At 67.5% G+C, this 18531-nt stretch carries 13 protein-coding genes; 5 read left to right on the forward strand and 8 right to left on the reverse strand.

Going from position 1 to position 18531, the window contains the following annotated elements:
• Positions 1-28: 28 nt before the first annotated feature.
• The 5 genes from JQX13_RS33620 to JQX13_RS33640 all read right to left on the reverse strand — a co-directional run bounded on the left by JQX13_RS33620 (position 29) and on the right by JQX13_RS33640 (position 6654).
• A complete protein-coding gene (locus JQX13_RS33620; protein WP_203403558.1) occupies positions 29-2335 on the reverse strand; it encodes a TolB family protein in 2307 nt (768 codons plus the stop codon).
• A gap of 191 nt (positions 2336-2526) precedes the next feature.
• The gene (locus JQX13_RS33625; RefSeq protein WP_203403559.1) at positions 2527-3609 is read right to left on the reverse strand and encodes a carboxypeptidase regulatory-like domain-containing protein; all 1083 of its coding nucleotides are present in this window, start codon (positions 3607-3609) and stop codon (positions 2527-2529) included.
• Positions 3609-5258 (reverse strand): caspase family protein, encoded by a 1650-nt coding sequence (locus JQX13_RS33630; RefSeq protein WP_203403560.1) that lies wholly within the window; start codon positions 5256-5258, stop codon positions 3609-3611. Before JQX13_RS33630 ends, JQX13_RS33625 begins: the two co-directional genes overlap by 1 nt.
• Positions 5258-6064: a hypothetical protein gene (locus JQX13_RS33635; protein WP_203403561.1), complete on the reverse strand. Its 807-nt coding sequence runs from the start codon at positions 6062-6064 to the stop codon at positions 5258-5260. The genes JQX13_RS33630 and JQX13_RS33635 overlap by 1 nt, the downstream gene beginning before the upstream one ends.
• Positions 6065-6069: 5 nt before the next feature.
• On the reverse strand, positions 6070-6654 hold the full coding sequence (locus JQX13_RS33640; protein WP_239014010.1) for an RNA polymerase sigma factor: 585 nt from the start codon (positions 6652-6654) through the stop codon (positions 6070-6072).
• A 125-nt stretch (positions 6655-6779) separates the two neighbouring features.
• Here JQX13_RS33640 and serC point away from each other — a divergent pair, with 125 nt between their 5' ends.
• The 4 genes from serC to JQX13_RS33660 all read left to right on the forward strand — a co-directional run bounded on the left by serC (position 6780) and on the right by JQX13_RS33660 (position 12142).
• The gene (serC, locus tag JQX13_RS33645; RefSeq protein ID WP_203403562.1) at positions 6780-7868 is read left to right on the forward strand and encodes a 3-phosphoserine/phosphohydroxythreonine transaminase; all 1089 of its coding nucleotides are present in this window, start codon (positions 6780-6782) and stop codon (positions 7866-7868) included.
• Between the two features lie 92 nt (positions 7869-7960).
• Positions 7961-8521, forward strand: a complete 561-nt coding sequence (locus JQX13_RS33650; protein WP_203403563.1) for a chalcone isomerase family protein — start codon at positions 7961-7963, stop codon at positions 8519-8521.
• Positions 8522-8636: 115 nt separating this feature from the next.
• Positions 8637-9863, forward strand: coding sequence for a kelch repeat-containing protein (locus tag JQX13_RS33655; RefSeq protein WP_203403564.1), 1227 nt, complete (start codon positions 8637-8639; stop codon positions 9861-9863).
• A gap of 185 nt (positions 9864-10048) precedes the next feature.
• Entirely contained in the window at positions 10049-12142 is a 2094-nt protein-coding gene (locus JQX13_RS33660) for a M13 family metallopeptidase (RefSeq protein ID WP_203403565.1), read from the forward strand.
• 77 nt (positions 12143-12219) lie between these two features.
• Here JQX13_RS33660 and JQX13_RS33665 read toward each other — a convergent pair whose 3' ends face one another.
• A complete protein-coding gene (locus JQX13_RS33665; RefSeq protein WP_203403566.1) occupies positions 12220-14343 on the reverse strand; it encodes an Ig-like domain-containing protein in 2124 nt (707 codons plus the stop codon).
• A gap of 214 nt (positions 14344-14557) precedes the next feature.
• Positions 14558-15592 (reverse strand): PA0069 family radical SAM protein, encoded by a 1035-nt coding sequence (locus JQX13_RS33670; RefSeq protein WP_203403567.1) that lies wholly within the window; start codon positions 15590-15592, stop codon positions 14558-14560.
• 135 nt (positions 15593-15727) lie between these two features.
• On the opposite strand from JQX13_RS33670, the gene JQX13_RS33675 reads away from it, so the two are divergent.
• A complete protein-coding gene (locus JQX13_RS33675) occupies positions 15728-17485 on the forward strand; it encodes a L,D-transpeptidase family protein (RefSeq protein ID WP_203403568.1) in 1758 nt (585 codons plus the stop codon).
• On the opposite strand, the gene JQX13_RS33680 is transcribed toward JQX13_RS33675, so the two are convergent.
• Positions 17482-18465, reverse strand: coding sequence for a D-Ala-D-Ala carboxypeptidase family metallohydrolase (locus tag JQX13_RS33680; protein ID WP_203403569.1), 984 nt, complete (start codon positions 18463-18465; stop codon positions 17482-17484). The genes JQX13_RS33675 and JQX13_RS33680 overlap by 4 nt on opposite strands.
• Between the last annotated feature and the right edge of the window lie 66 nt (positions 18466-18531).

The raw sequence follows: 18531 nt of genomic DNA on the forward strand, positions 1-18531 counted from the left end.
GACACCGGAGCCGCCGGAGTGGCTGACGCTACTTCAGGATGAGCTGGCAGGTGTCGCCGCCCGTGCCGGCGACGCACGCCAGGCCCGCGCAGCACGCGGCGGCGCCACACGCCTGACCTTCGCTCGCGCATGGCGGCTTGCAGGAGCAGTTGTTGCCCTCGCAGTCGCCACCGGTGGTGTCATCCAGGCAGAGCAGGCCGTCGCAGCAGGGCGCGGCGGTCGAGCACTTCTCCTGCACCTTCGCGCACTGGGGGATGGCATTGCACACGCAGGCACCGTCCTCCTCGCAGGGGATGGGCGGATCCTGGTTGAGCTGCACGCACTGCAGACCGTTGCAGCAGGTGGCGCCCGCCGTGCCGCCGCACCCCTCGCCCACGGTGGAGCACCCGTCGCTCACGAAGTACTGGGCCCACTGGGCGATATGGTTGGAGGTGGTGATGTCCTGGAAGGGCAGGGCGAAGGCGGGGAAGGAGGGATCCTCTCCCGCGTTGACCTTGTCCGGGTCCACCGCCGCCATCCACACCAGGGTGCTCTTGTCGTTTTCGGACGCATCACGGGAGGGAGGGGGCGGGGAGCGCAGGCCGTAGAAGCGGGAGGAGGAGAACGTCACCCACATCAGCCGGCTCTTGTCATCCCCGAGGCCGCGCATCACGAAGGGGCTCCACTTCGGGTAGCTGTTGGTCAGCTTCGTCTCGGAGCCGTCCATCACGCCGCCCTGGTTGGCCTTCGTCAACTCCACCCGCATCGCGCCAGCCTGTAGCTTCGCGGCCCACAGCATGGCGGTCCTGTCGGTGTCCCCGTTGCAGGTGGAGTGCGCGTCGCCCGCGATCTCGCAGGTGGACTCGTTGAACACGAGGAAGGAGTTGTCGGGCGCGATGGCCGGGTAGTAACGGTGCTTGCCGGCCTGGGCTGGCACCACCTCCACCGGGGAACTCCAGCCGCTCGGCGTCCGGGTCACCATCTTGATGGCGCCCTTGAAGCCGCGCTGGTTCGACTCATGATGGCTCGGAGAGGTATAGGCGATCGTCTGGCCATCCGGGCTCCAGTCCGGGTGGGTCGCGGGGCTGGTCGAGTTACCCGTGCCAGGAATCGACTCCTCGTAGGCTCCGGTATCTCCGTTGAAGATACGCAGGCCGTAGTCGGTGGCGCCTCTGTTGCCGAAGACGCCGACGAACTTGCTGCCATCCGGGTTCCATGACTCGAAGGTGCTCTGCTTCCCGGGACCCAGGGTCGCCTTGCTGTCCTCTTTGAAGGTCGCCAGGTCCACCAGGGCGAGCCGGCCGTCATCCTGGTCGTTGACCTCGGCCACCAGCTTCTTGCCATTGCGGCTCAGGGCATGACAGCCCACGCAGTTCACGCCGGGGTCGATGTCGTCCTTCAGCAGGATCGGCGAGGCTTCCTGGGCGCCGGTACCAGCGAAGTCATAGCGCATCACGCCGGTGGCAGTCTCCTTGGTGGTCCAGTAGTAGAGCGCGCCCTTGAGCTCGTCGGGGGCGAACTGGATGGCGATGGGATTGGAGACGCCCACCTTGTCGTCGCCCGAGTCGGTCGTGGAGCGCACGATGAGCTTCACCGGCTGTTTACCGCGATTGCTCTCGGCCAGGAACGTCCACACATTCGCCGCGGGCGTGTAGATGCAGCCGCGGCTCACGCCAGTGGGCAGCGCGAGGCCCTCTGGCAGATAGCAGCGCAGGTACACGCGCACGTCGGTGATGCTGTTGGAGAATGCGAGCTCGAACAACGTGGTGGAGGCGTTGTTCGGCTTGATGTGGATCTCCAACTGCCCCAGGTTGGGCGGCACCAGGACGCCGTTGTTGGGGTAGACGATCTCCGGCTTGTACGAGGTGTCCACCGTCCCGCCGAACTTCGAGCCCGGATCCGCGGGCACCGGAGGCAGGCCCGAGGAGGGCGGCGGAGTGTCCGACACCTTCTGATCGAGCTTCACCGTGATGGGCGTGGAGGCGGACATGGTGCCCACCCGGGCCCGCACGATGCTGGTTCCGCCGACGTCAGCGCTCGAGGTGAAGCTCGTTCCGCCGCCGAAGCTTCCCAGCCGCGTATCGTCGATGGTGAAGGAGGCCTGGCCCGACATGTCCTCCGTGTGACCGTCGGTGAAGGTGCCGATGACCTTGAAGTTCTGGACGACCCCCGTACTCCCGGAGACGACGAGGACCGGGTTGGCCGGCTCGATCGTCAACGCGCCCAGCGTGGCGTTACCGCCACCGGGGATACCGCCATCGTTTCCTCCTCCGGGCCCATTATTTCCGCAAGAGGAACAACCAGACAGCGCGGTCGCTGTCATCAGGACGCCGAGTAGCCAGATTTTCTTCCACATGGCCGCTGAGCGTAACGCCATTTCCGACATCTGGCGCGGGCGTTCGTGGGGTATGCCCTAAAGGGCATTCATCCCCACCGAAAGCTTGAAACGCGGTTACACCGAGCGGGCGAGGGCCGCGAGTTCTCGCCAATTCTCAACGAAGGAACTGTCGCCTGTCGTGCGATCGGCCAGGCGGCGAGCGGAAGGATTCACGGCGCCGGGTTCGGGCGGCAGAGGGCGCCTGCCTCCGAGGGCGTACAGGCGAAGCCTTCCGGGCACTCGGTATTCGCGGTGCAGCGATAGGTGCAGGTCTTCTCGACGCACAGGCCCTGCGTGATGCCGCGAGCGCGGCAGCTCTCGTCGCCGCCACACGGCGCGCCCATGTGCTGGTACGCGGTGCAGCCGGCGAGCTGGGCCGGTGCGGGCAGGCACCGTCCCTCCTGGCAGGTGAATCCCTGGGAGCACCCCACCCTGGCATCACACCGCGCGACACAGGCCGCGCTCCCCTCGGGAAGCACCTCGCAGCTCGCACCGGTACGGCACTTCCAGTCTCCATCACATGGGGCGCACGGCGCGCCGGGGCCCTCGCACCGCTCGTTCCGGCAGGTGAGCCCCGGGGCGCACTGGTCATTCGAGAGGCATTCCACGCAGCGGCCATCCGAGAGGCAGTAGCTGCCGCGCTCGCAGCCGGCGACGGCGCAATCGGGGTCGTCGAGGTCCTCGTCCTTCTTGGAGAGCTCGATCTTCACCTTCTTGACCTCGCGCTCTTCCACGCAGGCCTCCGTCTGGTCCACCCGGAAGCCGGAGACGGACGTCTCCAGGAGGTAGCAACCCGCGGGGAGCGGACCCACGCGCAGAACCCCGTCGTCCGCGAGCTCCAGTTGCTCGAAGGGCGTGCCCGTCACGGACACCCGCCCGCCGGCCACTCCCAGGCGCGAGGGCGCCTTCACCTGGAGATTCAGGAAGCCGGCCTCTCGCGGCTCCACGTCCTCCAGTCGCGCCGAGCCGCCTCCGGGCACCACCACCGGCAGACGCACCGCCTTGCTCTGGGTGGCCACGATGAAGAGTTCCTTCGGACCGGCCGGCACACGCTTCAGCAGGAATCTCCCGTCCGCTTCCACGGTGCAGCTCACGCCCGGGTTGCCCACCAGCGAGACCCGAGCCACATTCGGGTCGGCCTCGGTGAGGCGGCCGCGCACGTTCCCCGTGCGGAAGGGAGTGTTGTCGAAGCCCCCGCACGCGCTCGCCACGAGGGCGAGCGCCATCAGCACGCTGTAGAAGCTCTGGCGCATCAGAAGCGATACCCCACGCCGGCCCATCCGCCGGTGAAACCCACGGCCTGTCCCTGTCCGTCCACCACCACGTACGTCACCATCATCTGCAGCTGGGAGCTCAGCTCCAGCCGCTCGCCCAGCCGCCACACCACGCCGCCCACCACGCCCGGGCTGAAGGTGAAGTACTGCTGTGCCCCGGTGAAGACCTCCGTCTGGAAGGACCTCTGGAGGAACAGCGCGGCCACACGAGGACCCGCGTAGAGCGACAGGCGTTCCCACCGCCACGTGTAGGGCACCGCGGCCCCCAGTGACAGCGAGGTGTAGAGGAAGGGCACCTGGGAGTCGGGCCCCAGGTCGAGGCTTCGCCGGCCCCGGCCTCCGCTCACGTCGAAGATGAGGCTCAGGTCCGGAAGGGGACGCTCCTCCAGGCGCAGCACCAGCGCCAGCTCCGGCGAGGCGGGCAGCAGCTCGGCGCGGCTTCGTGCGTCCACGAAGGAGAACATGCCGCCCATGAGCGCCAGCGAGCGGCGCGGAAAGGCCTGGGACAGCAGCCGCTCCAGCGGCAGCCGCTCGCCCTCGGCGATGTCCACCACCTCCCGGATGAGGATGCCGTCGCCCTTGGTGAGCTCCACGGTGCGGCGGCCGGGTGTCACGGCGGTGCCTCCGGGCAGCTCCGTGCGCGTCTCCCCATCCACCTTCAGGGTGAAGCCGTCCAGCCGGGGATGGTACGAGAAGAGCTCCGGGCGGCCCGTCCGGTCGATGCGGCCGGAGAGCACCACGGGATCCGCGCCCACCTCCAGGATCTCCGCCGAGGGCCGTTGCCTTCCCTCGGTGAAGGCATAGGTGTGGCGGCGCGCGTAGTCATGGGCCTCGGTGGCGGTGACGGCCCCGTCGATGTTGCGATCCGCGGCGCCGTTGAGCCCGTCGATGAGGAAGTGGGTGTAGATGTCGTTCTTCAGTCCCTCGTCCTCGCGGGCCGTCTCGCCCCAGTCGCACGCGGCGAACACCATGGAGGCGCGGCTCGACTCCTCGAGGGGGCGCGCGTAGAAGCCCGACTTGATGCCGGTCAGCTCGGCTTCCAGCTCGCGGGGAAGCAGCGACTTGCCACTGCCGCTGTGACAGGTGGCGAGCACCATCAGCCGGCGGCGCGAGGGCAGCTGGTCGAACTCGGACTTCAGCGCGTCCATGGACAGCGCCGTCTGGGGGATGGCCCGGTATGCGGCGTCCGTGGTGACCATGTAGCGCTTGAGCTCGCCCCTGCTGTCGCGGGCCAGCGTGCCGTGCGCGGAGAAGTACACCACCACCACGTCATCCGGCCGCGAGGCCTCCCGTCGCAACTGGCGGAGCGCGCCGAGGATGGAGGCCCGTGTCGTCTCCTCCGGGCGGGTGAGGACACGCACCTGATCGAAGTGGCCGCGCGCCGGATCCCTCAACGCCGCGGCCAGGTCCTCCGCGTCCTTGCCGGAGTAGCGCAGGTCGCGCCACTGCGTGTCCTGGAATTGCGACACGCCCACCAACAGGGCCAGTCGCCGCGGTGCGTAGGCATTGGAGAGCGCGGTCTCGTCCACCTTCACGGACACGAGCCCGCCCTTGTCGCCCTTCTCGAACGAGCCCGGACCCGCGCAGGCCGCGAGCACCGCCAACAGCGTGATGACGAATCGCCTCACTATGGGCGGAGATTCTGCCCTTTACCGCCGCCAACGTGGAGGTCGAACCGGTTGACGGCCAGGATGGAACGCTCCTCCATGTCGCCTCGGGTGAGTGCTTCGCGTACCTCTTCGGGTGGGAGCGCCTGATCCGAGGGGAAACCGATCAACCACAAGGTGAGCGGCCCGGACTCGCCCTCCAGGCTGATGCCCACCAGGCCCTGGGGGCCCTCCAGCTCGTGCGTGCCGGCCTGGAGCGGGAAGCGGCCGAGCAACTCGGGCTCCGCGCCACCGCGCTGCTGGAAGAGGAGGGCCTCGCCGACCTCGGTGGCGTGGTAGCGCAGCACCAGCACGTCCTGCTGCGAGGCGGTGGCGCCCGGATCCATCCGGTGCAGCGCTCCGCTCGGCTCGCGGGCCACCACGGACAACTCCAGGGCGAGCCGACTCACGCCCTTCACTCCGTTCCAGTCGCTCGCCCGCTGCCCATGCGGCTGGGCCTGGGAGCGGGTGAGGACGACGAGCCCCGCGAGGCCGGCCGCCAGCGCCGCCGCCGCCGCCGCCTTGAGCCAGGGCTGGGTGGGACCGCGCAGGCCGCGACGGACACGGGCGAAACCCACCTCGTCCAGACGGGGCTCCTCCTGCCTGGCCGGCGCGAGGTGGAGCAGCAGGGCGTCCACCTGGCCGTCGAGCAGCCCGGGGCCGGGTGTCTTCGCGAGGAAGTCCATGCAGGCCTCGCACGGATGGGAGAGGTGCTCGCGGAAGTACGCCACCGATTCCGGCTCACCGGCCGTCAGGGCTCGCAGGGCTTCGGCATCCAGGTGTCTCATCCGTCTCACTCCCAGCGTCCGGCGAGCACGCGCCGGAGCAGCTCCTGCTTGATTCGGGCCCGGAAGCGCTCCAGGCGCATCGTCACGGCGCTCTTGCCCACCCCAAGCCTCTCGGCGATCTCCCGGGCGGACAGCTGGCCATCCACATAGAAGAGGTAGACCGTCTTCTTCTCTTCACCCTCGGGCAGCTCGTCGATGAGCTGGCGCACCACGGCCATGTCCCGCTCCAGCTGGAGGGCCTCGGGCACCACGGAGACCGTCTCGGGCTGGGGATCGGAGATCTCCTCGTCCATCCGGCGCGTCTGGCCCTTGCGCTCCAGCCGGGTGCGGGCCCGGTTGCGAGCGATGGACAGCAGCCAGGCCTCGAAGGCCGCCGGCTCCTTGAGCCGGGGAAGCGCCTTGAACGCGCGTACGTAGGTCTCCTGGATCACGTCTTCCACCTCGTCCGGGTCTAGCGGGGCGAAACTGGACGTCAACCGGGCCACCAGGGGCCGGGTGCGTCGGTAGAGCTCGCTGAATGCAGGCGCTTCCCCCCGTGCCGCCCGTACCACCCACTCTCTCAGTTCCCGAGAGGAACCCACCTGGCTCATGGACCCTCCGGAAGGACGAATGGCCACACGCTGGCCGGTGGACGGACGCCGCGCTTCCTGCTTCCCCCGAGGGAAGCGTGGGGCAGAATGGCCGCGCGGTTGTTCACTTTCGTGAGGTCACAACCATGCGCGTCATCAATTTCAACCCCGGCCCGGCCGGCCTGCCCCTGCCCGCACTCGAGCGCGCACGGGACGAGCTGCTCGACTTCCAGGGCTCGGGCATGTCTGTCATGGAGCACAGCCATCGGGGCAAGGAGTACGACGCCGTCCACTCCGAGACCATCTCCCTGCTCACCGAGCTGTTGGGCATCCCGGATACCCACCAGGTGCTCTTCCTCACGGGCGGGGCCTCGCAGCAGTTCGCCCAGGTGCCCATGAACTTCCTGCCCCCGGGCGCCAGCGCGGACTACCTGATGACGGGGGTCTGGAGCGAGAAGGCCTACGCGGAGGCCCAGTACCTGGGCAAGGTGCGCATCGCCGGCACCACGGTCCTGCCGGACAAGCGCTACGAGCGGATTCCCCGCCAGGACGAGCTGACGGTGGACCCGAAGGCGGCCTACGTCCACATGACGAGCAACAACACCATCTACGGCACCCAGTGGCACCGCTGGCCCGAGGTGGGGGACGTGCCGCTGGTGGCGGACATGAGCTCGGACTTCATGTGGAAGCCGATGGACGTGAGCCGCTTCGCCTTCATCTACGCGGGCGCGCAGAAGAACCTGGGCCCCTCGGGCGTACTGATAGCGGTGGCCCGCGGGGACTTCATCGCCCGCGGCCGCAAGGACATTCCGAAGATCTTCCGCTACTCGACCCACGCGGAAAACAACTCGCTCTACAACACGCCGCCGACCTTGGCCATCTACCTGTGCCGGAACGTGCTGGCGTGGATGAAGCAGGTGGGAGGACTCGGACAGCTGGAGAAGTGGAACCGGGAGAAGGGCGAGCTGCTCTACGGGGCGCTCGACAAGCACGCGGGCTTCTACCATGCGCCGGTGGAGAAGGAGTCGCGCTCGTACATGAACGTGGTCTTCAAGCTGCCCACCCCGGAGCTGGACGAGCGGTTCGTGGCCGAGGCGAAGAAGGCGGGCATGGTGGGCCTCAAGGGGCACCGGAGCGCCGGTGGCATCCGGGTGTCCACCTACAACGCGGTGACGGTGGACAACGTGCGGACGCTGGTGTCCTTCATGGAGGAGTTCATCCGCAAGAACGGATAGGGCGCCGCTGACGCGCGGCGCCATCCTTCCACCTGTCGACGGCGGGGCGTTCGATTGACTAGACCTGGGGGCCTTCCCTTCCAGGAGGAGTCATGAAGAACGCCACGCTGTGCGCTGTCGTGATGGCCGTCGTGCTCGCGCTGCCCGCCGCCGCCAAGGAGGTGTCGGGAGCGCAGTTCCCCGACGCGGTGACGGTCGAGGGCAAGGAGTTGAAGCTCAACGGTGCGGGCCTGCGCAAGAAGCTCGTCTTCAACGTGTACGCGGCCGGCCTGTACCTGCAGAACCCGTCGCGGAGCTCCCAGCAGGTCATCGAGTCGGATCAGCTCAAGCGCGTGCGGCTGTCCATGCTGCGCGATCTGGACAAGAAGACGATCACCGAGGCCATCGTGGATGGCTTCAAGAAGAACGCGAAGGACAAGCTGCCGGCGCTGCAGCAGCGGCTGGACACGTTCACCGCGGCGATCCCCGATCTGAAGAAGGGCGACGAGCTGGTGCTGACGTACGTGCCCGGCAAGGGGACCACCATCGAGAGCAAGGCGGGGCAGAAGATCTCTGTGGAGGGCAAGGACTTCTCGGACGCGCTCTTCTCGGTGTGGCTGGGGAAGAGCCCGGTCGACGACAGCCTCAAGGACGGGATGCTGGGCAAGGAGTAATCGCCTGGGAGTGGAGCCCCCATCCCTCTTCCCCTGAGGGAGGGATGGCCCTCTCTTCCGGCGGGGGGTCAGGCCCGCGCGTTGTCTGCGTCAGCCTCTGGCCGTTCAGTGGTGTGTGAATTCATCAACGCACCTGTGTCATGGGAAGTGGACGGTGCTGCGGAGTGGCACCCCGAACTCCACCCATGACGCCACGAGCCAGTCCTTATTCCTGACCCGGGTGGGCGGCTACTCGGGCGGCGGCATCTACATGCTGGCCAGGACCCCGCTCGAGACGCGCAAGTGGGAGGCCTCGTTCCGTTATCGGATCGGTGGCCGGTACCAGGGTGGGGCGGACGGACTCGCCTTCCTCTTCTACAAGAAGGGGGGGTACACGCCTGCCGGTGGTGGTTTCCTGGGCTTCAACCCGGCCTACGTGAGCCAGCCGGGCTACGGCATCGTCATCGACAATTACTTCAACCCGGATTGGGATCCCTCGGCCAGCTACATCGGGCTGATCGCCAACAGCACCCACTCGTTCGCGAACAAGCTCGCCTACGTGAACGATCCCCGGACCGAGGACTCCCTGTGGCACTCCAGGCGGGTGCGCTTCATGGACGGCACCGTGTCCGTGTACCTCGACGGGAGCCTGCTCTTCAGCCACGAGATGGCCGCGCCGGACTACACCTATGACGGCGTCGGGTTTTCCTCCGGCATCGGCCTGGACCAGAACTACCACCAGATCGATGACTTCGTGCTGACGGACCTCGAGGAGCCGTCGCCGCCGCCAGTGCCCGTCTGGAACCCCACCGGCAGGATGAACCTGGAGCGAGGGCTTCATACGTCCACGCTCCTGCGAGGAGGCAAGGTGCTCGTCGTCGGCGGATTCAACAACGCGGCCGAGCTGTATGACCCGGCCAGCGGCACCTGGAGCTTCACGGGCTCGGCTTCGAGGTCGCGTCTCCTGCCCACCGCCACCGCGCTGAAGGACGGCCGGGTGCTCATCACGGGCGGCGAGAACGACGCGCACTCGCTGGAGACGACCGAGCTGTACGAGCCGGCCACCGGCTCGTGGAAGCCCGCCGCGAACCTGAGCACGGGCCGCCGCGACCACACCGCCACCCTGCTGAGCGATGGACGGGTGCTCGTCACGGGCGGATACAGTGACTGGTTCGGCATTCTCGCCTCGTCCGAGCTGTACGATCCGGCCACTCGTACCTGGGCGGATACCGCCAACCTGGGTGTGGTGCGCTATGACCACACGTCCACGCTGCTGGAGGACGGCCGTGTGCTGACGATGGGTGGCTTCAGCACGGTCGATTCGGCCTCCGCGGAGCTGTTCGGGCCTGGCGCCAGCGAATGAGCGACCCGGGATGACCGGGTCTCGTTCCATGTAGTGCGGCCGGCCTCCTCGGTATGTGTGGGGCCTCGACGGTCCGGTGCTCCGTCCCGGACGGGTGCATAGGGCCCTCGCATCCAGACGTTGCAGGGCGCCAGCCGCCGAGTAGGGTGCGGCCCGTTTCGACGCCCCACATGGAGAAATACTGGATGAGAAAGGCCTTGCTTGCCGCCTGCTGTCTCCTGGTATCCGCCTGCAAGACGGCGGAGCCGGCTCCCGCGCAGCCGCAGTCCGCGCCCACCCCGCAGCAGCCGGTGGCCGAGACGAAACCGCTGCCTTCCGGGCTGGACGCAGCGGCGCTCAACGAGCAGGCGAACCCCTGCGAGGACTTCTACGAGTACGCGTGCGGCAACTGGGTGAAGAGCGCGGAGATCCCCGCGGATCGCCCGCGCTGGTCGCGCGGCTTCGACACCATCTCGGCGCGCAACGAGGAGATTCTCCGGGACATCCTGGATGCTGCGTCCAAGGGCAAGGCCGCCGAGGGGACGCCCTACGCGCAGAAACTGGGGGACTTCTACGGCGCCTGCATGGACGAGGCTCAGCTCGAGGCGTCGCTGCCCGTGCTGAAGGCGCAGCTGGCGAAGCTGACGGCGGTGAAGAGCGCCAGGGACCTGGCCCAGGTGGTGGGCACACAGCACGCGCGGAGCGTGTTCCCGCTGTTCCGGTTCGGCTCCAACACCGATTTCAAGGACGCCACCCAGGTCATCGGTGAGGTGGATCAGGGCGGCATCGGTCTGCCGGACCGGGACTACTACCTGAAGGATGACGACAAGTCGAAGGCGCTGCGCGCGGCGTACGTGGAGCACATGAAGAACATCTTCGTGCTGCTGGGCGAGCAGCCCGAGCAGGCGGCGAAGAGCGCGGCGTCGGTAATGGAACTGGAGGCGGCGCTGGCGAAGGCCTCGCTGTCGCGCGTGGAGCGCCGCGAGCCGAAGAACCTCTACCACCGGCTGGAGCGCAAGGGCCTGAAGGCGACCGCGGCGACCTTCCCGTGGGACGTGTACTTCACGGCCGCGGGAGCCAAGGACGTGCAGGCGCTCAACGTCAGCCATCCGCCCTTCTTCGCCGAAGTGGACCGGTTGGTGAAGGCGACGAAGCCCGCGGCGTGGGGGCCGTACCTGACCTGGCACTACGTGACGGCGGTCATCCCGGCGCTGCCCAGGAGCTTCCAGGAGGAGCGCTTCCGCTTCACCGCGCAGAACCTGACGGGGGCGAAGGAGGACGTGCCGCGCTGGAAGAAGTGCGTGCGCTTCACCAACGGGGCGCTGGGCGAGGCACTGGCGCAGCCCTTCATCACGCGGACCTTCGGCGCGGATGGCAAGAAGACCACGCAGGACATGGTGGTGGAGATCGAGAAGGCCTTCGAGCGCAACCTGGACACGCTGACGTGGATGGACGCGCCCACGCGCGAGCAGGCGCTGGTGAAGGTGCGGAAGATCGTCAACAAGATTGGCTACCCGGACACGTGGCGGAACTACGACGCGCTGAATGTGGAGCGTGGCTCCTTCCTGAGCTCGTACCTGAACGCGGCGGAGTTCGAGCAGGCGCGGCAGCTGGCCAAGATTGGCCAGCCGGTGGACAAGACCGAGTGGCTGATGTCTCCGCCGACGGTGAACGCCTACTACAACCCGCCGTTCAACGAGATCGTCTTCCCGGCGGGAATCCTCCAGCCTCCGTTCTTCAACCGCGAGGCGACGGCGGCGGTGAACTTCGGGGCCATGGGGATGGTGGTGGGGCATGAGATCACCCACGGCTTCGACGACGAGGGCCGCCAGTACGACGCGGACGGCAACCTGCGCGACTGGTGGACGCAGGCCTCGGACAAGGCGTTCCGCGAGCGCGTGGCGTGCGTGAAGGAGCAGTACGACGGCTACACCGCGATTGACGAGCTGACGGTGAATGGGGCGCTGACGCTCGGCGAGAACGTGGCGGACCTGGGTGGCCTGAAGCTGGCGCACGCGGCGATGGAGACGTGGCTGGCGAGGGACCCGGAGGCGGCGAAGCAGGCGAACAGCTACCGGTTCACGCCGAGCCAGCAGTTCTTCCTGGGGTACGCGCAGTCGTGGTGCTCGAAGTACCGCGACGCGTTCGCGAGACAGATGGCGGTGGTGGATCCGCACTCGCCGCCGTACTGGCGGGTGAACGGGCCGGTGGTGAACCTGCCGGAGTTCCAGAAGGCCTTCCAGTGCAAGGAAGGCGCGAAGATGGTGCGCCCGGCCGCGCAGCGCTGCGAGGTCTGGTAGCGCTTCACGCGAGACCGCGGAACTGAAGACGAGGGCCGTGCCTGGAAACGGGCACGGCCCTCGTCCTTCGACCGCGATTAATAGTTGTAGCGGTAGACGTAGACGTTCGACACCGTGCCGTCGGACTCATGCCATGCGACAAGGGGTTCGCCGTTCTTGTCGAGACCCAGAGCCGGCCGGAAGCCAGAGGTGCTGGGACCCGTGACCGCGCTGAGCCTCGAACCCACTTGCTGCCAGGTGCTTCCGTTCCAGCGGCTCACCCAGATGGACTGCTCGGGAGAGGCGTAACCGCTCCAGGCGACCATGGGATTCCCGCTGTGATCCAAGACCAGAGAAGGATCCTTGTTCGATGTCGTACTGGCGTCGACCGTGGTGTTGAGCATCCGCCATGACGAGCTGTCCTGATGCCAGAATGCCGCGTGAACATGGCTCGTAGGTGTTTCGCCTTCTTCCCAGGCGATGAACGGTTGGCCGCTGCCGTCCACGGCAAGAGATGCTGAAACACATCCGTTCTTGGCCGGGCTTGTCACGGGAGCGCCCAGTTGAGCCCAGTTCGTGGCAGGTCCCTTTTTCAGAACGGGGATGGACTGGTATCCTTTTGAACCATCCGAATCGAGAACACGCAAAGCGAGGAACCAGTTTCCGGAGGCATCTGTGGCTAGAGTGGAGACCTTCGGTCGCGTATAGCCTTCTGGTAAGCTGCCCGAAAGCGATTCCCAGCTATTCGCAGTGGGCATCAAGCGGAAGAGTCCCCGCTCAAAGGTTCCCCCTGAAACCAGGGTCGCGGAGACGAGAAGGTTGCCGACACTATCAAATACAATGGATGCATTATCACCAGAGGTGGCTGAATCCAGGTTGAAAGAGGGTAGGGCATCCCAGGTTGTGCCAGTCCACCGCCGCCCATACAGGTTGTCGGATCCAGAGGGGGCCGTGAGTTCCTGCCACACCACGATGGGACGATTCGAAGCATCCAGGGTGAGCGCAGGCTTGTCGGCATGCGTACCCGTGTCCGCGACCGCACTCATCGCGGTTCCGAGGTCCTCCCACTTCGTGCCGGTCCATCGCCTGACGTAGATGTTCTTCGTGGCACCAGCGGACTCGGACCAGGCAATCACGGGGTTGCCATCCGTACCCACTTTCATGGCCACGTTTTCCGCGGGCGTGTTGTCTGTCACCGCGCTGATGGCTCCACCGAGCGGCAGCCAGGTGGGCACCGTGAAGTTCCAGGAGGACGAGGACACCAGCACGTTGCCCGCCAGATCCATCAGCGGAGCCGTGGTCGTGCCCAGGGTGATGGACACATCGGCGGGGAGTGACAGCGGCGCCGAGGGGCTGATGGTCAGCGTCTTTCCATCCGTCGACAACGAGAGCGTCTTGGCGATGTTCGATGCGCCCCCCGTATTCAACACCACGGAAGCGTCGGTCACGGACGACGCCTTCAGCGCCTCGTCGAAGCTTACCTGGATGGTGTCTCGGACCGAGACGGATGTGGCTCCAGGGGCCGGTGCTCGCGTGCTCACCTTGGGCGCCGTGTGGTCGACCACGATGGTCCGGGTGCTACTGGTGAAGGTGTCACCGCCAACCGTGGCGCGAGCCGTGAGCTGGTACTCGCCCTCGGTCTCCTGGCTGGTATCCCAGGTGTACTGGTAGGAGGGCCCCGACAGGCGCGTCAGGAAGTCCGTTCCCTTGTACAAGTCGACGGAATCGGCCGTGCCTCCCTCGACCAGCACCTGAATCTGGAGGGAATCCTTCGCGTAGGCCTTGGACTGACTGGGGCTCGCCCACTGCACGAGGATGTCCCCTTGACGTGCCACGGTGAGGGACACGGTGACATCCTGCGCGAGCGTCCCCGAGGTGCCTCTCACGGTGAGCGTCTTGGGACCGGGAGCAGCGCTGCTCGTTGCTGAGATGGTCAGCGTGGCGGAAGTGCTGTCAGCGCCGATCGTGACGGGCTGCGCGCTGATTCCAGAGGGAGGATTGATCAGTTGGACGGTCACGCTGTCGGTGAAGCCTCCGCTGCGACTCAGCGAGAGCTGGATGCCCCGGCTGCCGCCCTGGAGGACACTGGCTTGACTCGGGTCGATGGACAGGGAGAAGTTGCCCACCGTCTGGCCCGGTGGGTCGATGTCAGGGACATCGATGCAGGCCGGGCTGCCCAGGAGGCAGATCGGTAGAAGCGTCGTGAGGAGTCGTCGGTTCATGGGGTTCGCTCGATACGTGGGGTGTTGAAACATGGCGCTTGAGCGAAGAGCACTCGCCGTGCCAGTCGGGTCACGTCAAGTCCCCCCAGTGGTAAGGCCCTGGGCGCCGGTTTCTTGTTCCCTTCGAGCGTCCTGAGGTTCGGATGGCCGTACGCGCTTCTAGACGGTTCCGACCGCCTTCGAATCCCTACGCAGACCCCTTGGAGGGGAACGTTCAGAAGAAGCTGAGCTGCGTGCCCGGCTTCATGGGGCGACGGAAGGGGCTCTCCTTCTCCGCCTCATCCATCGCCCAGGTGGTATGCAGACCCACCCGGCGAGCGATGGTGTCGAAGAGCTTGCGGAGGGTCTCCGCGTAGAGCCCCTCGCCGTTCATGCGGACGCTGAAGCGTGAATCGTTGAGCTGGCCTCCTCGCGTCTCGCGGATGCGGTGCAGCACCCGCTCGGCGCGTAGGGGGAGCTTCTCGCGCAGGCGTTCCTCGAAGACGGCCTGCACGGGACCGGGCAGCCGCAGCAGCGTGTAGAAGGCTCGGGTGGCGCCAGCCTCGCGCGCCGCCGTGAGGACTCGTGCCATGTCCTCGTCGTTGAGCCCGGGAATGAGGGGCGCCACCGCCACGCCCACGGTGATGCCCGCGGCGGCCAGCCGCTCGATGGTCTGCAGGCGTCTCCGGGGCGTGGCCACGTACGGCTCCATGGCGCGTGCCACCTGCTCGTCGTGGAAGGGCAGGGTGATGTACACCGACAGCCGCGCCTCTTGCGCGAGCGTCCGCAACACGTCCAGGTCCCGCTCGATGAGGGGGCCCTTGGTGATGATGCCCACCGGGTTGCGGTACTCGGCGCATACCTCCAGACAACTCCGGGTGAGCCGCAGCGAGGCCTCGAGTGGCTGGTAACAATCGGTGACGCCGCTGAAGGCCACCGTCTCCCCCTTCCAGCTCTTGCGCTCGAAGGCCGCGCGTAGCAGCTCCGCGGCGCGCGGCTTCACCACCAGCTTCGTCTCGAAGTCCGTGCCGGCTCCGAAGCCGAGGTACTCGTGGTAGGGCCGGGCGTAGCAGTACGCGCACGCGTGGAGGCAGCCCCGGTACGGGTTGACGCTCCAGGTGAAGCCCACGTCCGGGCTGTCGTTGCGCCCCAGCACCTCGCGGCTGTGATCCTCCAGCACTTCCAGCTTCGAGGGAGGAATCTCCTCCAGGTACTCCACCGCTGTGGTGTCCCAGGGGTTGGGCGGATTGGAGACGGGACGGGGTTTCACGCTCTCAGAGTGTGACTGAAAGAACGTTCAGTCAAGGCTTGATTGGCCGGGTAGCTCCCGACCTGAACGGTTGAGGAAGCGAGCGGGTATGCCTGCTCGCCTGTTTCGTGCCGCGGAGATGCCTACCGTCATCCCATGCGCTCCTGGCTTGTCCTGCTGTGCTGCTTGCTTCTCGGGATGCCCGCGCTCGGGGCGGGCGCGGGTGGAGCCCCCCCTCCGTTCGAATCCGCGGTGCGGGCCCGGGCGGAGGAGGACTCGAGGGAGACGTCCAAGGCCCTGCTGCATTTCTACGAGACACGCGGCTTCCAACCCGCGTGGTTTTCCTATGAGGGTAGGGTGCGGCCCGAGGTGGGGCAGTATCTCGCGGCGCTCTGCGAGGCGGAGGCGGAGGGGCTGCGGCCCGAGCGCTACCACCGCTCGGCGCTCGAGGCGTCCCTGCGTCGGCTGACGCTGGGCGGCGGGCCGGAGGACGCGTGGGTGGAGGTGGAGCTGGGGCTGACGTCGAGCGTGCTCACCTATGCCTCGCATCTCCTGTCCGGGCAGGTGCCCTCGCGGCGGATCCACTGGCGGACGAGCCCTCCGGATGCGAAGGCGCTCGCGGCGGTGTTGGAAGGGCTCCTCGCGAGCGGCGATCTGGCCGGTGCCTTGCGGAGCCTCTCTCCGAACGACGAGGGGTTCGTGCGGCTGAGGGAGGCGCTCGCGCGCTACCGGGCCATCGCCGCCGCTGGGGGTTGGCCCCTGATTCCCGAGGGTGAGCTGCTCGAGCGGGGGATGAAGGACGCGCGGGTGGTGGTGCTGCGGGAACGGTTACGCGCCACGGGGGACCTGCCGCCGGCCCCGGAGGAGCGGCTGCTCCATCCGGGGACTCCGGGGGTGGGCACACTGGCGATGGTGGACGAGCTCGTCCTCGCGACGATGGAGGTCCCGGAGTCGCCCCTGACTCCGCCGCCGGAGGACCTGTACGACGCGGAACTGGAGGCGGCGGTGAAGCGCTTCCAGCGGCGGCACGGGTTGGAAGTGGACGGCATGGTGGGTCAGGAGACGCTGGCGGCGTTGCGGGTGCCCGTGGAGGAGCGCATCGGTCAGATCCTGGTGAACCTGGAGCGCTGGCGCTGGGCGCCGAGGGCGCTGGAGCCGCGGCACGTGAGGGTGAACCTACCTGCCTTCGAGCTCGAGGCGGTGGATCAGGGCCGGACGGTGTTGCGGATGCCGGTCATCATCGGGACACCCGCGTGGCGCACGCCCGTCTTCATGGATGAGGTGGAGTACCTGGTGCTCCGCCCGGCGTGGTACGTGCCCCGCGGCATCACCACGAACGAGGTGCTGCCGAAGCTGCGGGAGGATGCGGGGGCGGCCGAGGCGCTCGGATTGAAGGTGCTCGAGAAGGCCACGGGGGCGGAGGTGGATCCTCACTCGGTGGACTGGAGCGGGCTGGAGGAGGGGACGCTGCCCTATCGCTTCATGCAGGCACCGGGCGATTCCAATCCGTTGGGCCGGGTGAAGTTCATCTTCCCCAACCGCTTCTCCATCTACCTGCATGACACACCCAACCCGGCGCTCTTCGAGCGGACGAACCGGGCCTTCAGCCACGGCTGTATCCGGGTCGCGGAGCCGGCGAAGCTCGCGGACTTCATGCTGCGGGGCCACGAGGGCTGGACGGAGGCGTCCCTGTCGGCGGCGATGGAGGCGGGAGGCGGGCCGCGCAGGGTGGAGCTTCCCGCGCCGGTACCGGTGTACCTGTTCTACTGGACGGCCTTCGTGGACGCGGAGGGGCAGGTCGAGTTCCGGAAGGATCTCTACCATCACGACCCGGAGGTGCTGCGGGCGCTGGAGGTGAATCCGGCGCCCCCGGCGGGTGGGTCCTCCGCGACTTGCGGAGGCGTGAGCGGCTAGCGCTTGCTCCAGCGGGCGGGAGTGCCGCGCACGTCGATGTGCACGAAGGGCCCGTGCACGCGGTTGGCGCGGTAGGTGCCATAGCCGCCGACGAGCTCGGGCACGCGCTGCTCCACGCGGTCGACGGCGCGGGCGAGCACCTCGGCGTCCTTGACGTCGATGCGCCCGTTGCCGTCGAGATCATCCATCTGCCCGTCGCCGTCATCGTCGAGCCAGACGTCGGCCGCGTCGCCGTAGGTGTGGCGGCTGAACTTCGCGCGGCCATTCTCTCCGGGTCCGTTGTACTGGGGCGTGCGGAAGCCGCTCATCACATGGAGCCCCTTCGCGGGGTAGCCCATGGTGCGCAGCTCCTGGAGCACCAGCTCCAGCTTGTCCACCAGCCGCAGATCGAGCGCGAGGTACTTGGGCCAGACGGAGGCCTGGTCCTTGGTGAGGAAGTTGCGGAGGCGGAAGTGCTCGGAGATGGCGAAGTCCTGGTTCTGGGGCGTCACCTCGATGAGCAGCTCCGGCGGGGCGTAGCGGCCGGTGCGGTTGGCGGTGCGGGCCGGCCAACGGCCGATGTGGTAGCCGTTGAGGTGGGTCTTCGAGCCGTCGAAGCGCACAGGCGTGATGACGGCGTGCACCGCGGACCCCAGCCTCCAGACACCCGGCTGACCCGGCGCCTTCAGTCCTTCGTCGGTGACGGGGGTGGGAGCCTGGGTGTTGGAGCCCATCGCGAGCCAGCGCGCCTCCTTCAGGTTCTCGTGAACGGAGAAGTGGGGCTGGAGGGCCTCGCCTGGAGGAACGACGACGGCACGCAGGGCGCCGCTGAAGCCACGCGAGACGAGCTCGAGGAAGGAGGAGGCCTGCTCGGCGCTACCTGCCCCCGGCTCCGATTCGGGGGCAGCCGCCATGGCGTACTGGGCCATCAGCAGCAGGGCGGCGACGAGGAAGAGGAGGGTCGAACGGCTACGGAGCAGGCGGGTAACGAATGAATTCACGCGGATTCTGCACAACTGGCCGCGAGAAATAATTCCCTCGGTGGCACCGCCCGCACTCCGAGGCAG

The organism is Archangium violaceum, from assembly GCF_016859125.1.
Lineage (GTDB): Bacteria > Myxococcota > Myxococcia > Myxococcales > Myxococcaceae > Archangium > Archangium violaceum_A.